This is a genomic window from Jilunia laotingensis (assembly GCF_014385165.1).
In the GTDB taxonomy this organism is placed as follows: Bacteria; Bacteroidota; Bacteroidia; order Bacteroidales; family Bacteroidaceae; genus Bacteroides; species Bacteroides laotingensis.
Genome location: NZ_JACRTF010000001.1, coordinates 287,857 through 305,194, shown reverse-complemented (window position 1 = coordinate 305,194; position 17,338 = coordinate 287,857). Strand labels below are relative to the sequence as shown.

15 protein-coding genes are annotated in these 17,338 nt (G+C 40.7%); 1 reads left to right on the top strand and 14 read right to left on the bottom strand.

Annotation, left to right across the window (positions count from 1 at the left end):
• Positions 1-3: 3 nt before the first annotated feature.
• The 14 genes from kdsA to H8744_RS01290 all read right to left on the bottom strand — a co-directional run bounded on the left by kdsA (position 4) and on the right by H8744_RS01290 (position 14,442).
• Positions 4-807: a 3-deoxy-8-phosphooctulonate synthase gene (gene kdsA, locus H8744_RS01355; protein ID WP_262433120.1), complete on the bottom strand. Its 804-nt coding sequence runs from the start codon at positions 805-807 to the stop codon at positions 4-6.
• Between the two features lie 17 nt (positions 808-824).
• Positions 825-1,751 carry a diacylglycerol/lipid kinase family protein gene (locus H8744_RS01350; RefSeq protein ID WP_262433119.1) on the bottom strand — a complete coding sequence of 309 codons (927 nt, stop codon included), beginning with the start codon at positions 1,749-1,751 and terminating at the stop codon, positions 825-827.
• A 77-nt stretch (positions 1,752-1,828) separates the two neighbouring features.
• Positions 1,829-2,749, bottom strand: a complete 921-nt coding sequence (miaA, locus tag H8744_RS01345; protein WP_262433118.1) for a tRNA (adenosine(37)-N6)-dimethylallyltransferase MiaA — start codon at positions 2,747-2,749, stop codon at positions 1,829-1,831.
• A gap of 139 nt (positions 2,750-2,888) precedes the next feature.
• The gene (locus tag H8744_RS01340) at positions 2,889-3,947 is read right to left on the bottom strand and encodes a hypothetical protein (protein ID WP_262433117.1); all 1,059 of its coding nucleotides are present in this window, start codon (positions 3,945-3,947) and stop codon (positions 2,889-2,891) included.
• A gap of 27 nt (positions 3,948-3,974) precedes the next feature.
• Positions 3,975-5,405, bottom strand: coding sequence for a PEGA domain-containing protein (locus H8744_RS01335; protein ID WP_262433116.1), 1,431 nt, complete (start codon positions 5,403-5,405; stop codon positions 3,975-3,977).
• Between the two features lie 105 nt (positions 5,406-5,510).
• Positions 5,511-6,713, bottom strand: coding sequence for a transporter (locus H8744_RS01330; RefSeq protein WP_262433115.1), 1,203 nt, complete (start codon positions 6,711-6,713; stop codon positions 5,511-5,513).
• Between the two features lie 11 nt (positions 6,714-6,724).
• The gene (locus tag H8744_RS01325) at positions 6,725-7,369 is read right to left on the bottom strand and encodes an ATP-binding cassette domain-containing protein (protein WP_262433114.1); all 645 of its coding nucleotides are present in this window, start codon (positions 7,367-7,369) and stop codon (positions 6,725-6,727) included.
• Positions 7,370-7,387: 18 nt separating this feature from the next.
• Positions 7,388-8,950 carry a DUF4836 family protein gene (locus tag H8744_RS01320; protein WP_262433113.1) on the bottom strand — a complete coding sequence of 521 codons (1,563 nt, stop codon included), beginning with the start codon at positions 8,948-8,950 and terminating at the stop codon, positions 7,388-7,390.
• An 80-nt stretch (positions 8,951-9,030) separates the two neighbouring features.
• Positions 9,031-9,729, bottom strand: coding sequence for a 16S rRNA (uracil(1498)-N(3))-methyltransferase (locus tag H8744_RS01315; RefSeq protein WP_262433112.1), 699 nt, complete (start codon positions 9,727-9,729; stop codon positions 9,031-9,033).
• Between the two features lie 8 nt (positions 9,730-9,737).
• The gene (locus H8744_RS01310; RefSeq protein ID WP_262433111.1) at positions 9,738-10,295 is read right to left on the bottom strand and encodes a bifunctional nuclease family protein; all 558 of its coding nucleotides are present in this window, start codon (positions 10,293-10,295) and stop codon (positions 9,738-9,740) included.
• A gap of 3 nt (positions 10,296-10,298) precedes the next feature.
• Positions 10,299-11,552 (bottom strand): nucleoside permease, encoded by a 1,254-nt coding sequence (locus H8744_RS01305; RefSeq protein ID WP_262433110.1) that lies wholly within the window; start codon positions 11,550-11,552, stop codon positions 10,299-10,301.
• Between the two features lie 379 nt (positions 11,553-11,931).
• Positions 11,932-13,110 carry a class I SAM-dependent rRNA methyltransferase gene (locus H8744_RS01300; RefSeq protein WP_262433109.1) on the bottom strand — a complete coding sequence of 393 codons (1,179 nt, stop codon included), beginning with the start codon at positions 13,108-13,110 and terminating at the stop codon, positions 11,932-11,934.
• Between the two features lie 26 nt (positions 13,111-13,136).
• A complete protein-coding gene (locus tag H8744_RS01295) occupies positions 13,137-13,769 on the bottom strand; it encodes a 3'-5' exonuclease (RefSeq protein ID WP_262433108.1) in 633 nt (210 codons plus the stop codon).
• A gap of 13 nt (positions 13,770-13,782) precedes the next feature.
• Entirely contained in the window at positions 13,783-14,442 is a 660-nt protein-coding gene (locus H8744_RS01290) for a DUF5063 domain-containing protein (RefSeq protein ID WP_262433107.1), read from the bottom strand.
• 404 nt (positions 14,443-14,846) lie between these two features.
• On the opposite strand from H8744_RS01290, the gene H8744_RS01285 reads away from it, so the two are divergent.
• Complete coding sequence (locus H8744_RS01285; protein WP_262433106.1) at positions 14,847-17,330, top strand: FtsK/SpoIIIE family DNA translocase; 2,484 nt, start codon at positions 14,847-14,849, stop codon at positions 17,328-17,330.
• The last annotated feature ends 8 nt before the right edge of the window (positions 17,331-17,338 follow it).

Sequence of the window (17,338 nt, the reverse complement as noted above, 5' to 3'; positions counted from 1 at the left end):
TAATCACAGTATTGCCTCTCTAATTCTTACTAATTTTGTCAGTAAGTCTTCAAGTAAGTCGAGTTTTAGCATGTTTGCACCATCACTTTTAGCAACAGCCGGGTTTTCGTGTGTCTCTATAAACAAACCGTCTGCCCCGACTGCAATTCCTGCTTTAGCTACAGTCTCGATCAATTGAGGCATACCTCCGGTCACTCCGCTGGTCTGATTGGGTTGTTGTAAGGAGTGTGTCACATCCAGAATGACAGGGAAGCCAAACGATTGCATCTCTGGGATTCCCCGGTAGTCAATAACCAAATCCTGATAGCCGAAAGTCGTTCCGCGCTCTGTCAGCATTACCTCTTTATTTCCTGCTTCAATAACTTTGTCGGCAGCAAATTGCATTGCCATCGGTGAAAGAAATTGTCCTTTCTTGATGTTTATTACCTTCCCTGTTTTTGCAGCGGCTATCAAAAGATCAGTTTGTCGGCATAGAAAAGCCGGAATTTGAAGAACATCGACATATTCAGCAGCCATTTCGGCCTCATCTGCGGCATGAATATCTGTTACGGTAGGTACTCCGAATGTATCATGTACTTTCTTTAATATCTTTAATGCTTTTTCGTCACCGATTCCCATGAATGAATCCAGACGAGAGCGATTTGCCTTACGATAGGAGCCTTTGAATACATAGGGAATTTTCAGTTTCTCAGTGGTGTTTACTACTTTTTCAGCGATACGCATCGCCATTTCTTCACCTTCAATCACGCAAGGACCGGCGAGTAGAAAGAAATTACCGGCAGGATTGTTTTTAAGTTGTTCTATCATAAATTATTATTTTTATATCAATCCGGTATAATCAACGTTGTTCTTTCCGGTAGAATGCCAATCTCCAGCGGAAAGTGTTTGGGTAGGATTCGTCCGTCCAAGTCAACTGCTGCATTTTGGGCACGCAATACTTTTACCTTTTTTGTCCGGTAACTTTTCACCACTTTATGATTTAAAATGCGTCCTTGAATCAGCATCCACAATCCGGACATGGTTTGTAAAAGTTCCGGGCGATAGATGACTGAAACGTCTAACCACCCGTTATAAGGTACTGCACTCGGGGTTTGACCATATCCGCATGCACTTCCCACACAAACGGTCATGATGCGCCCCCGAATATGTTCATCATTGATGCGGAGATGCATTCTATACAGATTTCGTTCGAAGAAAAGCAGGAAGAAGGCGGCCAGATAAGATAAATATTTAACTCCCCAGAAACGTTTGGTTCCATCAGTCACTTTCACTATACGTGCACCGAAACCAATGTTTATGGCATTGAGGAAATAACGGCGTTGATGAGTTTCGCCATCGTAGAAATTGCAGAAGCCTACATCGATTTTTCTTCGTCGGTTATGAATGATCCAATCGACAGCTTGTTTATAATCCATGCCAATTTCCCAATACTTGGCAAAGTCATTTCCTATTCCATTGGGAATGATGCCGATGGCGATATCTTCTTTATTTTCGGCATTCGAGTGCATGATGCCATTGATTGCATCGTTCAATGCACCGTCTCCTCCGACAACTACGATTGTTTTATATCCGTTGTTAGCCAGAATTCCTGCCAGACGTTCTACAGATCCGAATCCTTCGGATTGTACATAATCGTACATTACACCTTTCAGATCCATGTACTCCTTGATTTCTTTCCATCGTTTCTGTACTTTCCGAGTTCCGGCTTTAGGATTGTAAATAACACCCCATTTTCCTGGTTCTACACTCATTTCATCTATAGAATTACTTTGAAATCACATTTAATCTCTCATTATTTGTCCTTAATAGTGAACACACCTCAAAGATACTAATTCTCTTCGAGTTTTTGCTTTACAAACGCAATCTTTTCTTCCATTAAACTTGCAGCATTCATCCAGTGGATGGTAAATCCTCGTCGTTCCATCCCCCGAAACCATGTCATTTGCCTTTTTGCAAACTGGTGGATGGCTATTTCAAGTTGATTGAACATTTCTTCATATGTCAGTTTACCAGTGACATATAATGTCAGATACTTATATTCTAAACCATAATAAATTAAATCTTCAGCAGCGATACCGTTGGCAAGAAGGTGTTTTACTTCTTCCACCATTCCTTCTTCCAGACGTTGTCTCAAGCGGTGAGTAATTTTCTGACGACGCTGTTCGCGGTCAATGTCTATTCCAATGATGAGGCTATTAAGTTGTGGAAACGCCCGCTTGTCTACCGGGTGTTCAGAATAATATTCCTCGATCTCTATAGCCCGTATGGCACGTTTAGCCGTATCTATATCCGTTGAATTATGTAATGTCTTGTATTTACTGAGAATTTCTGTCAGTTCATTTAATGATTTATCTGCCAAATACGATCGTAGTTCAGGATTTTCCGGTACGGGCATCAGGCGATACCCTTTCAAAACAGACTCCAGATACATACCGGTTCCACCACAGGCAATGGGCAAGCATCCTTTTTGTTTAATAGTCTCGTATGCTTTGAGAAAATCCCGTTGGAATTCAAAAACATTATATTTGTAACCCGGATCTGCAATGTCGATCAGATGATATGGAATAGAATGTCCATTTATAGTATAATCTGCCAGATCTTTGCCTGTGCCTAAATCCATACCGCGATAGATTTGCCGAGAGTCAGCGCTGATAATTTCAGTATTCAGTTCTGCTGCCAGTGCAGCAGCAAAGGGGGTTTTCCCTGAAGCGGTGGGTCCCAAAATAGCGATTAAATCATAGTTTGGCATAGCTTGACTTTTTTATGAAATGATGTGTACAAAGATAGGAAAAAGAACGAAAAAAACGGAAGTATAACAGTTGAAACCTGTTATAATACTTCCGTTTTCGCACATAATGGGAGAATTTGTTTGTTTTTCTAGATCGAATTTAAAATTCTATGGATACTAATTGGTCACTTGCGATTGAATATAATTTATTTCCAATGACGGCAAGAGGTAAGTCAAAGTGATATTGTTCCGTACCAGCAACAATTAAATTTATGGATTGGTCAATGGGATTATATTCATAAAAAATCTGATCTCCAAGTCCTTTATAAAGTTTTCCGTTAATAGTGAAAAGTGCAGCCGTATAATCATTATAACTATAATAGCTGTAATTATTCCAGCCATAATCATGTGGAGGTATTATATTATATCTATTTTCTATAATATCATATGGATAAACATAACTTGTAATGGAATAATCAGTATTAGAATAATTAGTCCAAACATGGATTTTGTCATCATTGGGATTGTCTATAGTTTGATATCCATCGCTTAAAAATCTGATTAATTCATCTTCATATATTGAAGATATCTCTTTCCATTGATGTTCTTCAAGGGCATATTGAAAAAGTATATTATAAGATTTGCTATATCCAAAAACTCCTTTAGCATTGCTGAATAGACGTACATCGTATCCTAATTGATCAGCGTTATTATGACTTGTCATTTCTTTTGTCAAAGGATTGAATTCCAACATTCTTCCATTGTTGTCATATATATATCCTTTGCCATTATAACCGCAACAGTTACCACATTGGCTTCTGTGTAAACTCTCACTCATTTCCATAAGTTTTTGAGCTTTTTCCCAATCATCCGGATTTTCACCTTTCTGTAGCTGTTCAACCTCTATAGACGATATATACCATACTATAGTCCATTTATTCGTTATTGTGTTATACTCATAAATGACTTGATTGTCCCATGGACGGTCATTGTTTATATTTTCATAGTATTCTATTTTCATATATAAACACTCGTCTATACAAAACAGGAAACGATCTCTTATGTCATAACCTGTAATATTATCAGGAATATTGTTGATTATCTGGAGATTTGCGTTACGGCAATTTACAATGGGCACAACGGGATCTTCCTCACAAGAGGTAAACATAATGATTGCTATAATAAATAGCAGTTTCGTGCAATATATAGATTGTTTCATAATATTTATATTCATTAAATTAATTGCTTATCTTCCAAATACATAACCAATGCCGATGGTGGCTTCCATATATTTACCGAAACCATCATCCGGGATACCAAAAGTGACACCTGCAGAAAGAGATATGAATTTATATCGGCCTATCAGACCAGCTTCAAACATGCCACCGGAATGGTTTTGAACCGTTTGATATTCACCTTTGTCGTATGAAGGAGCATCCGGAGAAATTTGCCAATCCAACGTACGGAAAATGTATCCTCCTCCAAAATAGAGGTATATCGGTTTGGCTAACCTTGTCATAAATCCACCCAAGGTTGAAAGGTGATGCTTTTCTACTTTTCCGGAATAAATTCCGTAGGGATTGCTAGGACCATTCCAGTCGACTGCCGGACTGCCGTTGGTTCGTATGCTGATATAGCCACCTGCTTTCCGGCAAATACCTGCCATGAGTCCGAAAGAAGTTTGTTTACCGCCTTTGAAGGCTGTACCATATTGTGCCGTTAAAAAGACATTCGCCTTTTGTCTTTCAAGAGCAAACTGCACATTGTTTGTTTCGGTCGGTCTGATTTCTATTTCCCGTTCTTGCGGCAAATACCAAGAGCGTTCGGCACGTACCGTGTATTTACCTACATTGATGGTATCGGATTGATAAGGGGCATTCCCTATCATTTCCTTGTTGATATAAATTTTGGTGTGGTCCTTGTTAGAATTTACCGTCATAAAACCGTATGTAGGTTGCAAAGCCACATTCAAAGCACTCGGACGTTCAGGAACAATGTCGAAAGTACCTTTTTCTTCTGTGTGATGAGGAGCGACAACACGGTAATTATGCTGTCCTAGAGGAAGGACTTTTGAGAAAGCTCCGTTGTCATTTGTGTTTTGCAGTTCATCATCGATATAGATGCGCGCTTTGGATGGAGAATAGTTCATCATCAACGCCTGTTCGGTTGCCTTCTTTTCCACAATACGTTCGATGATTTGTGTACCGTTACTTTGAATTTCCGGAACGAATAATCTGAGTTCATAAACGGTTGCCTTATCGATCGATTCGTTGTAGAAGTAATTTCGGATGATTCCGAAACGTTCATGTTTAATGGTGATGCGCTTCGAACCGTGTGGTACGTAGAGCCAGATTTCACCCGGCTGGTCTTCGCGTGCTACGATTCCTAAGGCATCCGGCTCAAAAAAGAGTGCTTTGTCTTTGGTCACAACTTTAATAATAGCACATAAATCATTGTTTTGATCACGTTTAGGTGCTGTAACTCTTGCTGTAATATCGTTTTCCAATCTTCGAAAACTGACAATTGAAATCTCTTCTACAGGCTTTTCTGTTGCAGCATCGGTTATGACCGAGTCTGTTTGTTGTACTGATATGCTGTCCTGGTTAATGGCTTCCTGTGCAAAGCTGATACAGGAGAAGCCCATGGACAATAGCGTGAAAACGATTTGTTTTCTCATATTATTAAGAATATAAGTTGATTTTGTTCCTTTTTTCGCTGGCGAAGGTACAAAATTTTTATAATTAAAAAACAAATGTTTCTGTATTTTTATCTTAATTGTCGGTTACACACGATGCATCCAGATGGATAGTATTTTTTGTTTAATAGTGACTATGTTGAAAAATGATACAATAATGAATAGTATAAATCCTGTGATAAAGGCTGGCCAGAGAGAGCCGGTTTCCATTTGTGGAAAGAGTAAACCGAGTGTATTGATATATATACTACGTATCCAGGTTACTAAACCGAAAGAAAGCAGAAGTACTAATATATTAAGCCCTAAAGTAAGAGTCTGGTAGGGTCGTGCTACCCGCGTAGGGCTGTAGCCGATCAATAATAAATTCTCTAACTTGGAAGTGTTCTTTTGTAAAAGAAGGTAGATGCTGAGCATCAAAATATAGAATGAGAGAATACTGATAAAGAGTCCCACCCCTAAGACGATACCTATAATCAGGCGTAGAAAATAAGTCGTTTTTCCGGCATCCAGTTTTCCGTCTTCTGTTTCATATCCTTTTTGCTGGAAATATTGGGCAATCTTTGCATCTGCAGGATTTCCTACTTCGATGATGAGGCGTGATGGAGTCGCTTTTGTTTCCGGAGAGAAGTTCCGGTTAGCCCATTCCATAAAATCTTCAGGTACTAATATTGTATTCAAACGGTTGGAGAAACCTACGATATTTCCTTTGAATTGTTCGGCTCGCCCGTTGCCGCGCAATAATATATCCATTTGAACAAGGCTCATTAAACCTTCGGATAATTTAGGTAAACTACGGCTTTGGGCGAACCCGAAATTATATAGATTCAGATAATTGCGTGGAATAATGATTGGAATAGTATGGCTATCTTTGTTAAAATGCCATTTGTCCAATTTTACATCTACAAATTCATTCGGTACGGATTCAAAAAACATGTCAGTTGAGAGATGGATGCCTGCTTCTTGCATACCGAGACCAGCCGATACTTTAAATTGGGAAGGAATAAAAGCACCTATCGACTTGGTAAAGGATTGTTTTTCCAAATCATTGATTTCCTGTTCAGAGAAAGTGTTGTTCTTACCAGTAAAAGAACCTAAAGTACTGACTTTCTTGGTGACAATAATGTAGTCTCGCTTCATAAAACTGTCGCCTTCAGTAAATACCGGTAGGATATCTTTATAAAATTGTACACCAAGCAGCACGATCGTCATGCCGAAAAGGTTTGCAAGAAAAAAGCCGGCTAACTGACCGATACTGATATGTTGACGAAGTAACTTCCAGATAAGTTTCATGTAGATAATATTTATAGCTTCAACACTTTATTATAGGGCAACTCTATGTGTTTACCGATTGATGTAACGATAACCCCTGCTCCTTGCTTTTTTACCTCTTCTTTGAGTAAGGCACTCATTATTTGTCCGTTGCTATCATCAAGGTGACTGATCGGTTCATCCAGGAAAATGAAATCAAAAGGCTGGCAAAGAGCGCGGATAAATGCAATTCGTTGTTGTTGGCCATAAGATAATTTACCTGCTTTCGTGTTTAGTTTATCTTCTATACCCATGGCATCGAAGAGGGCTAGTATGTCTTTCTTCTTTTTATAGCCGGTCAGGTTATTTTTCAATTGGATATTTTCAAGTCCGGTAAGTTCGGTGAAGATTCGTAAGTCCTGAAAAAGCATGCTCAATGATTTTTTTCTGATTTCAACCCACTGCTTCACGGTGTAAGCTTTGATATTGGTTTCATCGAAATTGATGATCCCCTGATAATCGTTCCGGTAGCCATAGATGTAACTACATAGAGAAGATTTTCCTGTTCCGGAGGCTGCCTCAATGAGATACATCTCTCCTTTACTAAAAGTGATATCTTGATGCCAGATGTCCGAAGTGATTGAATTACGGTCAGCAAACACTTGGGGAAGTGTTTGCTGAAGGTGGATACTTTCCATATATTAGTCTCAATTATTTTACATACCGGTGAACTTCTTTGCAAAGTCTACAATCAGTTTTAAGGCGTTGACATCCTTGTTTTTCAGAATTAGGTCGATGTTAGCAATATTGTTACCATCGCTGCTTGCTTCGAAATAACTTATTTGTGATGCCAGATTATAGTACATTTGGTATTCTTCTCCACCGAATCCCACCATCATCTTTACGACAGGGAGTTCAAGGATTGCATTCATATTGATGACCATAAAGAAATTTTTTCCTTTCATATCCGAGGCATACTCTGTGTCTTTAATTGATTTTTCTACAGGTTTGCCGATACTCTTATAAAGGAGTTCGTCATTTGTTGCATACATTTGTTTGTCTTTGATGCCAAAGAACAAGTTCATTTGTCTGGATTTGAAAACGTATTCGTCTTCACCCAGTTTCACAATATCCTCACCTCTGTTCAGATTCAATGCTTTTTTGTTGTCATAAAGTGCTTTTAAAGCATTTCCGTTTTTTACATCGGCATAGACAGCAAAAGTAGGAGCATTATTCATCGTGAAGTTGATCAATCCAGCAGATATATCTCCATTGAATGATGCGAATAACTCTTTTATTTCGTCAGCTTTGGCCAGTGAGAATGTGTTACGGAAATCCGGATTATCCTGTAATAGATTGTAAGTCTCTTCACCGTTAGCACCTACATTCATAAATGCGATGGTTGACGCTGGGAAGTATTTCAAGAATGTACTATTTAATTTTTTTGTAGCTTGTTGTTGCTTTTCCAGCATTGCCATTACCTCTTTGTTGTCTGTGTAGTATTCGCTTTGCATTGCAATTTTGCCTTTCTCAAAGCTTAGGCTACCTAGTATCATCAGGTCTTTTGGATCTATGTTGATACCGGACATGCTCATGGCAGTATTCAATTGGCGGGCATACATTTCCGGAAGAGCGGCAAAAGAAGCTAAAACGTTGATGTCGCCTTTTTGTTTCTGCATCTTCTGGAAGCCTGTATTACCGATGATACTGTTCTCACCGGTTTGTTTTAACAAAGATCCGATAACTTTTACTGCATTATCCATTTGCGAATTACTATTGACATGTACTAACATAGCCACGCTTTCATTGAAAGCCAAGATATCATTGGTCCCTATTTTTGTTTGACTGAATCCGTCTGAAGTTTCTACCGGTTGGCACAGTTGCTCTTTTACCATAACTTCCAATGAAGCTTCCAATTTATCCCGGTCTGTTACTTTTCCCAGCAGCGAAGTATAAGGAAAAGAGGGCGACGTGAAATAATATATGGGAGCCTCGATATCAATTCCCGATTCTTTAGGATTATTGATAACTTTTTCTATCTGTTGAAATGAAGCAGCGTTGATTCCTCCTTTTAAAGCTTCGATTATCTTTTGTTTTGCAGCTTCATTTTCCTTGTCTTTCAAACCGGATTTATCTATAAGTGATTTCAGGTTGATGGAAGCTACGGCTGATGCGTCAGCGGGAATTGCGTTTGTATAATCTGCTTGTTTTGAGCAGGATGCCATGAATACAATCAGTACTGCCAGCACCGAAAGTCGGGAAATCATTTTCTTTACCATAACTATATCTTGTTTAAAGGTTGATATTTATAAATGTTGCCATTCTTTTCCTATATATCTCATTGACTGGAGATAAAGGATTATTGATTTATTAGATTGACCGTATGACATGCCACTAAAGCAGCAGTTTCGGTTCGTAATCTTGAGTTTCCCAAGCTGATGGGTTGAAATCCGTTCTCAATTGCCTTAGCTACTTCTTCTTCGCTGAAATCACCTTCCGGACCTATCAGTATTAAAGTATCTTCTTCCGGTTTAAGTACATGTTTTAATAAAGGCTTCTCATCTTTATAGCAATGTGCAATAAATTTTTGTCCGCGGAAATCCTGAGAAATGAAAGTATTGAAATCTGTCATTTCGTTTAATCTCGGTCTGTAAGCTTTGAGAGACTGCTTGACAGCTGAAATTACGATCTTTTCAATGCGGTCCGTTTTGATTACTTTTCGTTCTGAATAGCGACAGTTGAGGAAAGTCAATTCATCAATACCGATTTCTGTGGCTTTTTCGGCAAACCATTCATTACGATCCATATTTTTGGTCGGTGCCATGGCAATGTGTAAATGCCCTGATCGTAAAGGAGGTTGGGGAAGGGTTTCGAGAAGTTTGACCAAACATCGTTTATTGGTCGCTACCGTAATTTCTGCCCGGTAAAAGTTGCCTTCACCATCGGTTAGCCTGATTTCGTCTCCCGGGGTAAGTCGTAATACGCGGACACAGTGCAGAGCTTCCTCTTCGGGAAGTTCTGCTTTGGTTTTTATATCGGGGGTGTAGAATACGTGCATATTCGGGGTTATTTGTTCCGGTTTATTTCATCACGTAACCGGGCTGCAAGTTCATAATTTTCTTCTTTGATGGCTTGTTCTAAAGCTTGTTCCAGACTTTCCTTATCGGCAGGTTCTGAGATTTCTTCTTCTTCGGTAGTAGACGTTTCCGACACGTCCAAGTGCAAGCGCTCTTTTTCAAGAATAGATTCATAAATATAAATGGGACAGTCGGAACGGACTGCCAGTGCAATGGCATCCGAAGTTCGTGAATCGATACGTATGATCTCATCGTCTCTTTTTAAATAGATATATGAGTAGAAAACTCCTTCTTTTGCCTTGTAAATGAGTACTCTGAGTATTTTGGTTCCAAGTACGTTTAAACATGTGTAGAATAGATCATGCGTCAACGGACGTGGAGCCTTGATTCCTTTAAGGCATAAGGCGGTAGCTTGTGCTTCGGCCGGCCCTATGATGATAGGTAGCTGCCGTTCACCGTCAACTTCTCCCAAAACCATGGCGTAAGCACCAACCTGCGCTTGGCTGTTGGAGATATTTAATACTTGTAATTCTATTTTTTTGTCCATTTTTTACTTCCTACTTAATTCTTCAGGATTATGTTTGTATCTGAACACTAAAGCAAACAATATTCCTATTATTAATGCGTAGCCGGCAAATATAAACCAGATATCAGGCCATTCACGGCTCACCAACATTCCATCGTCGTATACTGAAAAGGCATCTACCACGGCACCACTGGCGTAGCCTCCGATAATTGCTCCCAGACCATTGGTCATTATGAAAAACAGACCTTGCGCACTGGCACGGATAGCCGGCTTGGCTTCTAATTCAACAAACAGGGAACCCGAAATGTTGAAGAAGTCGAACGCCATTCCGTAAACTATCATCGAAAGTATCAACATCCACAGTCCCGATCCAGGATCGCCTAATCCGAAAAGCCCGAATCTGAATACCCAGGCGAACATGCTGATCAACATTACACGTTTTATCCCGAAATGTTTCAGAAAGAAAGGGATGGCGAGGATAAACAGTGTTTCGCTCATTTGTGAAATAGAAAGAAGGATGACTGAATGTTTAACTCCAAAAGAGTTTGCATATTCGGGGATGGAGGCAAAACTGCCTAAAAAGAGGTCGCCATAAGAATTTGTGATTTGTAGCGCAGCCCCCAATAACATGGAAAAAAGGAAAAAGATTGCCATCTTCTTGCGTTTGAAAAGTACCAATGCATCCAGTCCAAATGCCGAGAGCATCGATTTATTTTCACTTTTAGTGGGAGGACAGGCGGGAAGAGTGAATGAATATAGTCCTAAGAGAAATGCCGCGGCACCTCCGACATAGAGCTGGGCACAGGAGGACTTAAATCCTGTGAGGTCTACTGCCCACATTGCACAGATAAAGCCAATGGTCCCCCACACACGTATGGGAGGAAAGTCTTTTACAATTTCACATTTGTATTGTTCTAGGGCATTGTAAGATACAGTGTTCGCCAATGAAAGAGTGGGCATATACACCAATAGATTGAGCAACATCGCCCAGTACATGTGGGTATAGTCCGTAGCAGTTGAAGCGTAGAAGAGGCATCCTGCACCCAAGAGATGCAGTATTCCGTATAACCTTTCTGCATTTACCCACTTATCTGCAATAATGCCTGTCAGTCCTGGCATGATCAGTGAAGCGATACCCATGGTGGCAAAGATAGCCCCTATTTGTCCACCTTCGAAATGCAGGACGCTGCCCATGTAGCCACCCAATGAAATTAACCACGATCCCCACACAAAGAATTGTAGGAAATTCATAATAATCAATCTGTACTTGATGCTCATATTTATTTTTTTTAATTACACGTGATGAACTACAGGCTACAAAGAAATCCATTATATCCTACTTGAAGGCATTTTGGAATTGTTCGTATCTTATAATTTTGTCAATATAGCTGCAAATATAATGTTTTTCGTTGATTGTGTACCAAATGAAGATGAGAAAAGCTGTATATGGTAGGGAATAAAAGTGTAGGTAGGTATATATAAAAAAGAAGGCTATCTATCCCAGACAGCCAATCTTTGTTAACCTTAAATCTAATACCATGAAAAACACAGTGCAAAGATAGTGGGTTTTATGTTTTAAAACATAATATTTTGATGGATTTCTATCGGATGTTAACTCTAATTAACTTTGATGCCTTCTGTATTATGTTATAGCGTGTCATTCTACGTAAAGAACTAGCCCTTTCAGGTATTCTCCTTCCGGATGGTAGATGTTTACCGGATGATCCGCAGGTTGTGTCAGTTGGTGCAGGATGCGCACACTGCGTCCCGACATTGCGGCCGCGGTAAATACCGCAGTGCGGAAATTGTCCTTGGTGACGACCTGCGAACAAGAAAATGTAAAGAGGATACCGCCCGGTTTGATCTTCTCAAATGCTTTGGCGTTCAGTTTCCGATAACCCTGCAAGGCATTGCGCAGTGCATCTTTATGTTTGGCGAATGCCGGTGGATCGAGGATGATGAGATCGTATTGATCACCCATTCGGTCAAGGTATTTGAAGGCATCTTCTGCAAAGGCTGCATGGCGCTGATCCCCAGGGAAGTTAAGTTCTACATTTTGGTTTGTCAGATCAATGGCTTTAGACGAACTGTCTACCGAATGCACGAGCTTAGCTCCCCCTCGCATTGCATAAAAAGAGAATCCTCCGGTGTAACAAAACATATTCAGTACAGATCGGTCTTTGGCATATCGTTCCAGTAAAGCTCGATTTTCACGTTGGTCTACAAAAAAACCGGTTTTTTGCCCCTTCAGCCAGTCCACATGGAACTGTAATCCGTATTCACGGGCTATGTTGTCATTGCTTCCTCCTTTCAGAAAACCGTTCTCCGGAAAAAGATCAGCCTTGAACGGCAGGGTCGTTTCCGATTTGTAGTAGATATTCTCGATTTTATCGCCCATAACTTCTGATAATGCTTCGGCTATGGTCATGCGGTCGACATGCATGCCTGCGGAATGAGCTTGCATGACAGCGGTTTTAGCATAAATATCTATGACCAATCCGGGTAGGTTGTCTCCTTCACCGTGTACAAGGCGGTAGGTGTCGTTGGACGGATTTGTGGCAATGCCGATGCTGCGTCGCATGTCATAAGCTATTTCTAACTTGCGTTTCCAAAAATCATGATCGACAGGTTCTTGCTTGAAAGAAAGTACCCGTACAGCGATGCTGCCTATTTGAAAATGTCCTTCTGCAATGAATTCATTTTTGGAAGTGTACACTTCTACTACTTCCCCTTCTTCGGGCTCTCCATCGAAACGGGCGATGGCACCAGAAAAGATCCAGGGGTGAAAACGTTTTAATGATTCCTCTTTGCCGGGTTTGAGGTAAACTTTATACATGGATTTACGAATTACAAATTTATGAATTATTTTGGTTCTGAAATGAGGGCTTCTTCTTTTTCTATTTCAAAGTCCCCCGTTTGTTTTAGTTTCTGTAACAAGTTGTATATGTTCAGGCAAGCCCACGCGTCTGTAGCAGCATATTGTTTCTGTGCGTCTGTGAGTACATCGGCTTCCCAATTAGAAAGACGTTGCGACTTCGAAATTTTCTTATTAAACAAGATGCCGTATATCTTTTGTAAACTTTTATCTTGAATACCGAATGCCCGGACAAACTCTTGAAGTTCGATGCATCCCTGCTGATTGAAGGGAGCGCGCTTATGTAACATCATAAAGTCATCACGCAAAGAGAGTCCTATTTTCATGACTGCCGGGTTCTCCAATAGACCTATCAGCGATTGGGTCAGACCTGTCATGTTCAGACGGAATAGGAAACAGCATTCATCGGAAGATATTTGTAGCAATGCTACTTTATGGTTCTGACCTTTGGTAAAAGAAGGACGTGTCTCGCTATCTATCCCCAGTACAGATTGGGCTTGTAGATAAGCTACTGCTTTATCGGTTTCTTTTTCGCTTTGGATCACGTGTATGGGACCTTCGAAAAGAACTTTCGGCAGTTCTTTTATCTCTTCTTTACTTATCGTTCTTCTTATTACCATTTTCTTGTGTTTCTTATTTATCATCGTGGCAATGGCAGTTGTGATCGTGACAGTCACAATTGTCCTCACAGTGACAATCATCGTTCTCGCAGTTGCAACCTTCATTGTCCGGCTCGTAATCCTCACCGCTTTCTTCTATTTCATCCTCTTCGTCCGGCTCTTGATTGTATTTGACATCGTGTAAAGCCCGCAACGTGTTTACCAGCTTTTGTCCCCAAAGCATTCCGAAATTTTCCTGGCAGATAGCAAGTGAATCGTTCATCGTTTCATTCAGCCCAAGTTGGAATACAAAGATGAAATCGCGGATATCCTGATATATATCAGCTAAATCCTCTGAAATGTTCTTTTTGATAGGTTGGTCGCTATAAGCCATGTCGGGAAGGAAAACCTCAAGGTAATCATCCTTTTCCGCCATGATGTCGGCTATGTTCAGGCGGATTATTTCGTACGTATCTTCTGTGACATATGTCTCAGGTGTTTCCTCGCCTATCGTCTCGCATTTCGGGAGCATAGAGGCTTTGAGATACAGTAACGGAAGAATTTTCAGAGAAGTGTCAACGAACTTTTTTCGTTTCATTTCTCCGGCCTGTTCCAAAAATACACAGAATTCTGCAGCTACCGTTACGAACTCTATGACGTTTTTATCAAAAATAACCTGACTTTCTTTTTTCATATTTACTTGAATTGAGATGCAAAGATAGGAAAAAAAATGAGAATGGGAAAGGGGGAAATCATGCGAAAAAAAGCATATAAAACTTGAACGGTACTTTGAACGGTCGTATCCTTTGCAATGATCTGAATATTAGTGGGTAATAAGGAAACTGAAAAAGGAGTTTGAACGGCAGTTTGAACCAATAAAATATATATTAAAATAAAGACATGTGCATTTTTGATGATCAAGATGAACAATCCTCCGAGGATATTCGCTTTTCCTCGGAGGATAATTTCTTTTCTTAAGGGCAAAAAAATGCTCTCTTTTTATCTATTTTGGGAAATACCGATCTTCGGTTTGCTAACTTGATTTGTTTTATTACTTTTGCAATTCGATAACTATAGATTTTATTAAGGTACAGATACATGGTAAAAAAGAAATCAGATACAGCAACTGAACCCAAAGTTCCTAGTGCAAATAAGTTTGTTGCATTCTTTAAAAGTGAAACCATTCATTTTGTGATCGGCTTGGTGCTGGTCATTTTTTCTGTTTATTTATTATTGGCTTTTTCTTCGTTCTTTTTTACGGGGGCGGCCGACCAAAGCATCATTGACAGCGGAAATCCGCATGATCTGTCGGTTGTCAACAATCATGTGAAGAATTATGCCGGTTCCCGGGGCGCGCAATTGGCGAGTTATCTCATCAATGACTGTTTTGGTATTTCTTCTTTCTTCATCCTTGTTTTTCTGGCGGTTGCCGGCTTGAAACTGATGCGGGTGCGTATAGTCCGTTTATGGAAATGGTTTATCGGTTGCGGATTATTGCTGATCTGGTTTTCGGTGTTCTTTGGGTTCGCATTCATGGATAATTACCAGGACTCTTTTATTTACCTGGGCGGCCAGCATGGATATAATGTGGCTAACTGGTTAGTTTCACAGGTCGGGCAACCCGGTGTATGGATGATTTTGCTGATTACTGCGATTTGTTTTCTCATTTATATCAGCACCCGAACGGTTGTTTGGCTTCGTAAGCTTTTTACGCTTAGTTTTCTGAAACGTACAAAGAAGGAGCAGGAAGAGCCTGTTGTTTCTGCCGAACAGCCAAAGGCTGAATTCAGTAATCCCAAGCCGCAGGAGGTAGAGTTTTCCGTAGACCGTACTTTCCAACAAACACCTCCGAAAGAAAAGAAACCGAAAGAAGCGGAAGTGAAGACTCCGGAATTTATCGTACCGGGTGAAGCCGATCCTGTTGTTAAAGAAGAGGATGCAGAAGAAGTTACAATGATTTTCGAACAGACCACGCCCGACCCGCTACCGCCTTTTGTCAAGGAGGAAGTAGGTAATGAGCCTGAATTTGAGGTTGAGGCTGCTGTGGACGAAGATTATCATGGACCTGAAAAAGAACCTTATAATCCGAAACTCGATCTTGAGAATTACCGTTTCCCCGGTATCGAACTGATGAAGCATTATGAAAATAATGAGCCGACCATAAATATGGAGGAACAGAACGCAAATAAGGATAAAATTATCAACACTTTACGTAGTTTCGGCATAGAGATCAGTACCATTAAAGCAACGGTAGGACCGACGGTAACTCTTTATGAAATTACTCCGGAACAGGGGGTGCGTATCTCTAAAATCCGTGGATTGGAAGATGATATCGCTTTAAGCCTCTCCGCACTGGGTATCCGTATCATTGCTCCTATTCCGGGTAAAGGAACGATCGGTATCGAAGTGCCGAATTCCAACCCGAAGATCGTTTCCGGGCAGAGTGTCATTGGAAGTAAGAAATTCCAGGAATCGACTTATGAACTGCCTGTGGTTTTAGGGAAGACGATCACTAACGATGTCTTCATGTTCGATCTTTGCAAGATGCCGCATGTGCTTGTGGCCGGTGCTACCGGACAAGGTAAATCCGTAGGGTTGAATGCCATTATTACCTCTTTGCTTTACAAAAAGCATCCTGCCGAATTGAAGTTCGTATTAGTCGATCCGAAGAAGGTGGAGTTCAGTATATATTCCGTAATCGAGCATCACTTTCTGGCTAAACTGCCTGATGGAGAAGATGCTATCATAACGGATGTGACTAAAGTGGTACAGACATTGAATTCTGTCTGCGTGGAGATGGACACTCGTTATGATCTGCTCAAGATGGCGCATGTCCGGAACATAAAGGAATATAACGAAAAGTTTATCAATCGTCGGTTGAATCCCGAAAAAGGCCATAAATTTATGCCTTATATTGTGGTTGTTATCGATGAGTTCGGTGATCTGATCATGACTGCCGGCAAAGAGATAGAATTGCCGATTGCCCGTATTGCCCAGTTGGCACGTGCTGTAGGTATCCATATGATTATTGCTACTCAACGTCCGACTACGAACATTATTACTGGTACGATCAAAGCCAATTTCCCGGCTCGTATCGCGTTCCGTGTATCGGCCATGATGGATTCGCGTACGATCCTTGACCGTCCGGGAGCCAACCAGTTAATAGGTCGTGGAGACATGCTCTTCCTTCAGGGTGCAGATCCGGTACGTGTGCAGTGCGCCTTTATCGATACCCCGGAGGTGGAAGAGATCACCAAGTTTATCTCCAAACAACAAGGATATCCGACTGCTTTCTTCTTGCCCGAATATGTGAGTGAAGACGGAGGCAGTGACCTGGGAGATGTGGACATGGGAAGGCTTGATCCTTTGTTTGAAGATGCCGCGCGGCTGATTGTCATTCACCAGCAAGGATCTACTTCTTTGATACAACGCAAGTTCTCGATCGGTTATAATCGTGCGGGGCGTATTATGGATCAGTTGGAGAAAGCCGGAATTGTCGGCCCCACACAGGGTAGCAAGGCGCGGGATGTCCTTTGCGTCGATGAAAATGACCTTGAGATGAGATTGAACAATTTGCAATAAACGAGCGT

What these genes read in the sequence shown, in the direction of transcription:
- H8744_RS01350 (WP_262433119.1), bottom strand. Translation starts at nt 1,751, where the DNA reads ATGAGTGTAGAACCAGGAAAATGGGGTGTTATTTACAATCCTAAAGCC.
- H8744_RS01305 (WP_262433110.1), bottom strand. Translation starts at nt 11,552, where the DNA reads ATGAGCATCAAGTACAGATTGATTATTATGAATTTCCTACAATTCTTT.
- H8744_RS01315 (WP_262433112.1), bottom strand. Translation starts at nt 9,729, where the DNA reads ATGCACGTATTCTACACCCCCGATATAAAAACCAAAGCAGAACTTCCC.
- H8744_RS01295 (WP_262433108.1), bottom strand. Translation starts at nt 13,769, where the DNA reads ATGGTAATAAGAAGAACGATAAGTAAAGAAGAGATAAAAGAACTGCCG.
- H8744_RS01330 (WP_262433115.1), bottom strand. Translation starts at nt 6,713, where the DNA reads ATGAAACTTATCTGGAAGTTACTTCGTCAACATATCAGTATCGGTCAG.
- kdsA (WP_262433120.1), bottom strand. Translation starts at nt 807, where the DNA reads ATGATAGAACAACTTAAAAACAATCCTGCCGGTAATTTCTTTCTACTC.
- H8744_RS01340 (WP_262433117.1), bottom strand. Translation starts at nt 3,947, where the DNA reads ATGAAACAATCTATATATTGCACGAAACTGCTATTTATTATAGCAATC.
- H8744_RS01285 (WP_262433106.1), top strand. Translation starts at nt 14,847, where the DNA reads ATGGTAAAAAAGAAATCAGATACAGCAACTGAACCCAAAGTTCCTAGT.
- miaA (WP_262433118.1), bottom strand. Translation starts at nt 2,749, where the DNA reads ATGCCAAACTATGATTTAATCGCTATTTTGGGACCCACCGCTTCAGGG.
- H8744_RS01335 (WP_262433116.1), bottom strand. Translation starts at nt 5,405, where the DNA reads ATGAGAAAACAAATCGTTTTCACGCTATTGTCCATGGGCTTCTCCTGT.
- H8744_RS01320 (WP_262433113.1), bottom strand. Translation starts at nt 8,950, where the DNA reads ATGGTAAAGAAAATGATTTCCCGACTTTCGGTGCTGGCAGTACTGATT.
- H8744_RS01300 (WP_262433109.1), bottom strand. Translation starts at nt 13,110, where the DNA reads ATGTATAAAGTTTACCTCAAACCCGGCAAAGAGGAATCATTAAAACGT.
- H8744_RS01310 (WP_262433111.1), bottom strand. Translation starts at nt 10,295, where the DNA reads ATGGACAAAAAAATAGAATTACAAGTATTAAATATCTCCAACAGCCAA.
- H8744_RS01290 (WP_262433107.1), bottom strand. Translation starts at nt 14,442, where the DNA reads ATGAAAAAAGAAAGTCAGGTTATTTTTGATAAAAACGTCATAGAGTTC.
- H8744_RS01325 (WP_262433114.1), bottom strand. Translation starts at nt 7,369, where the DNA reads ATGGAAAGTATCCACCTTCAGCAAACACTTCCCCAAGTGTTTGCTGAC.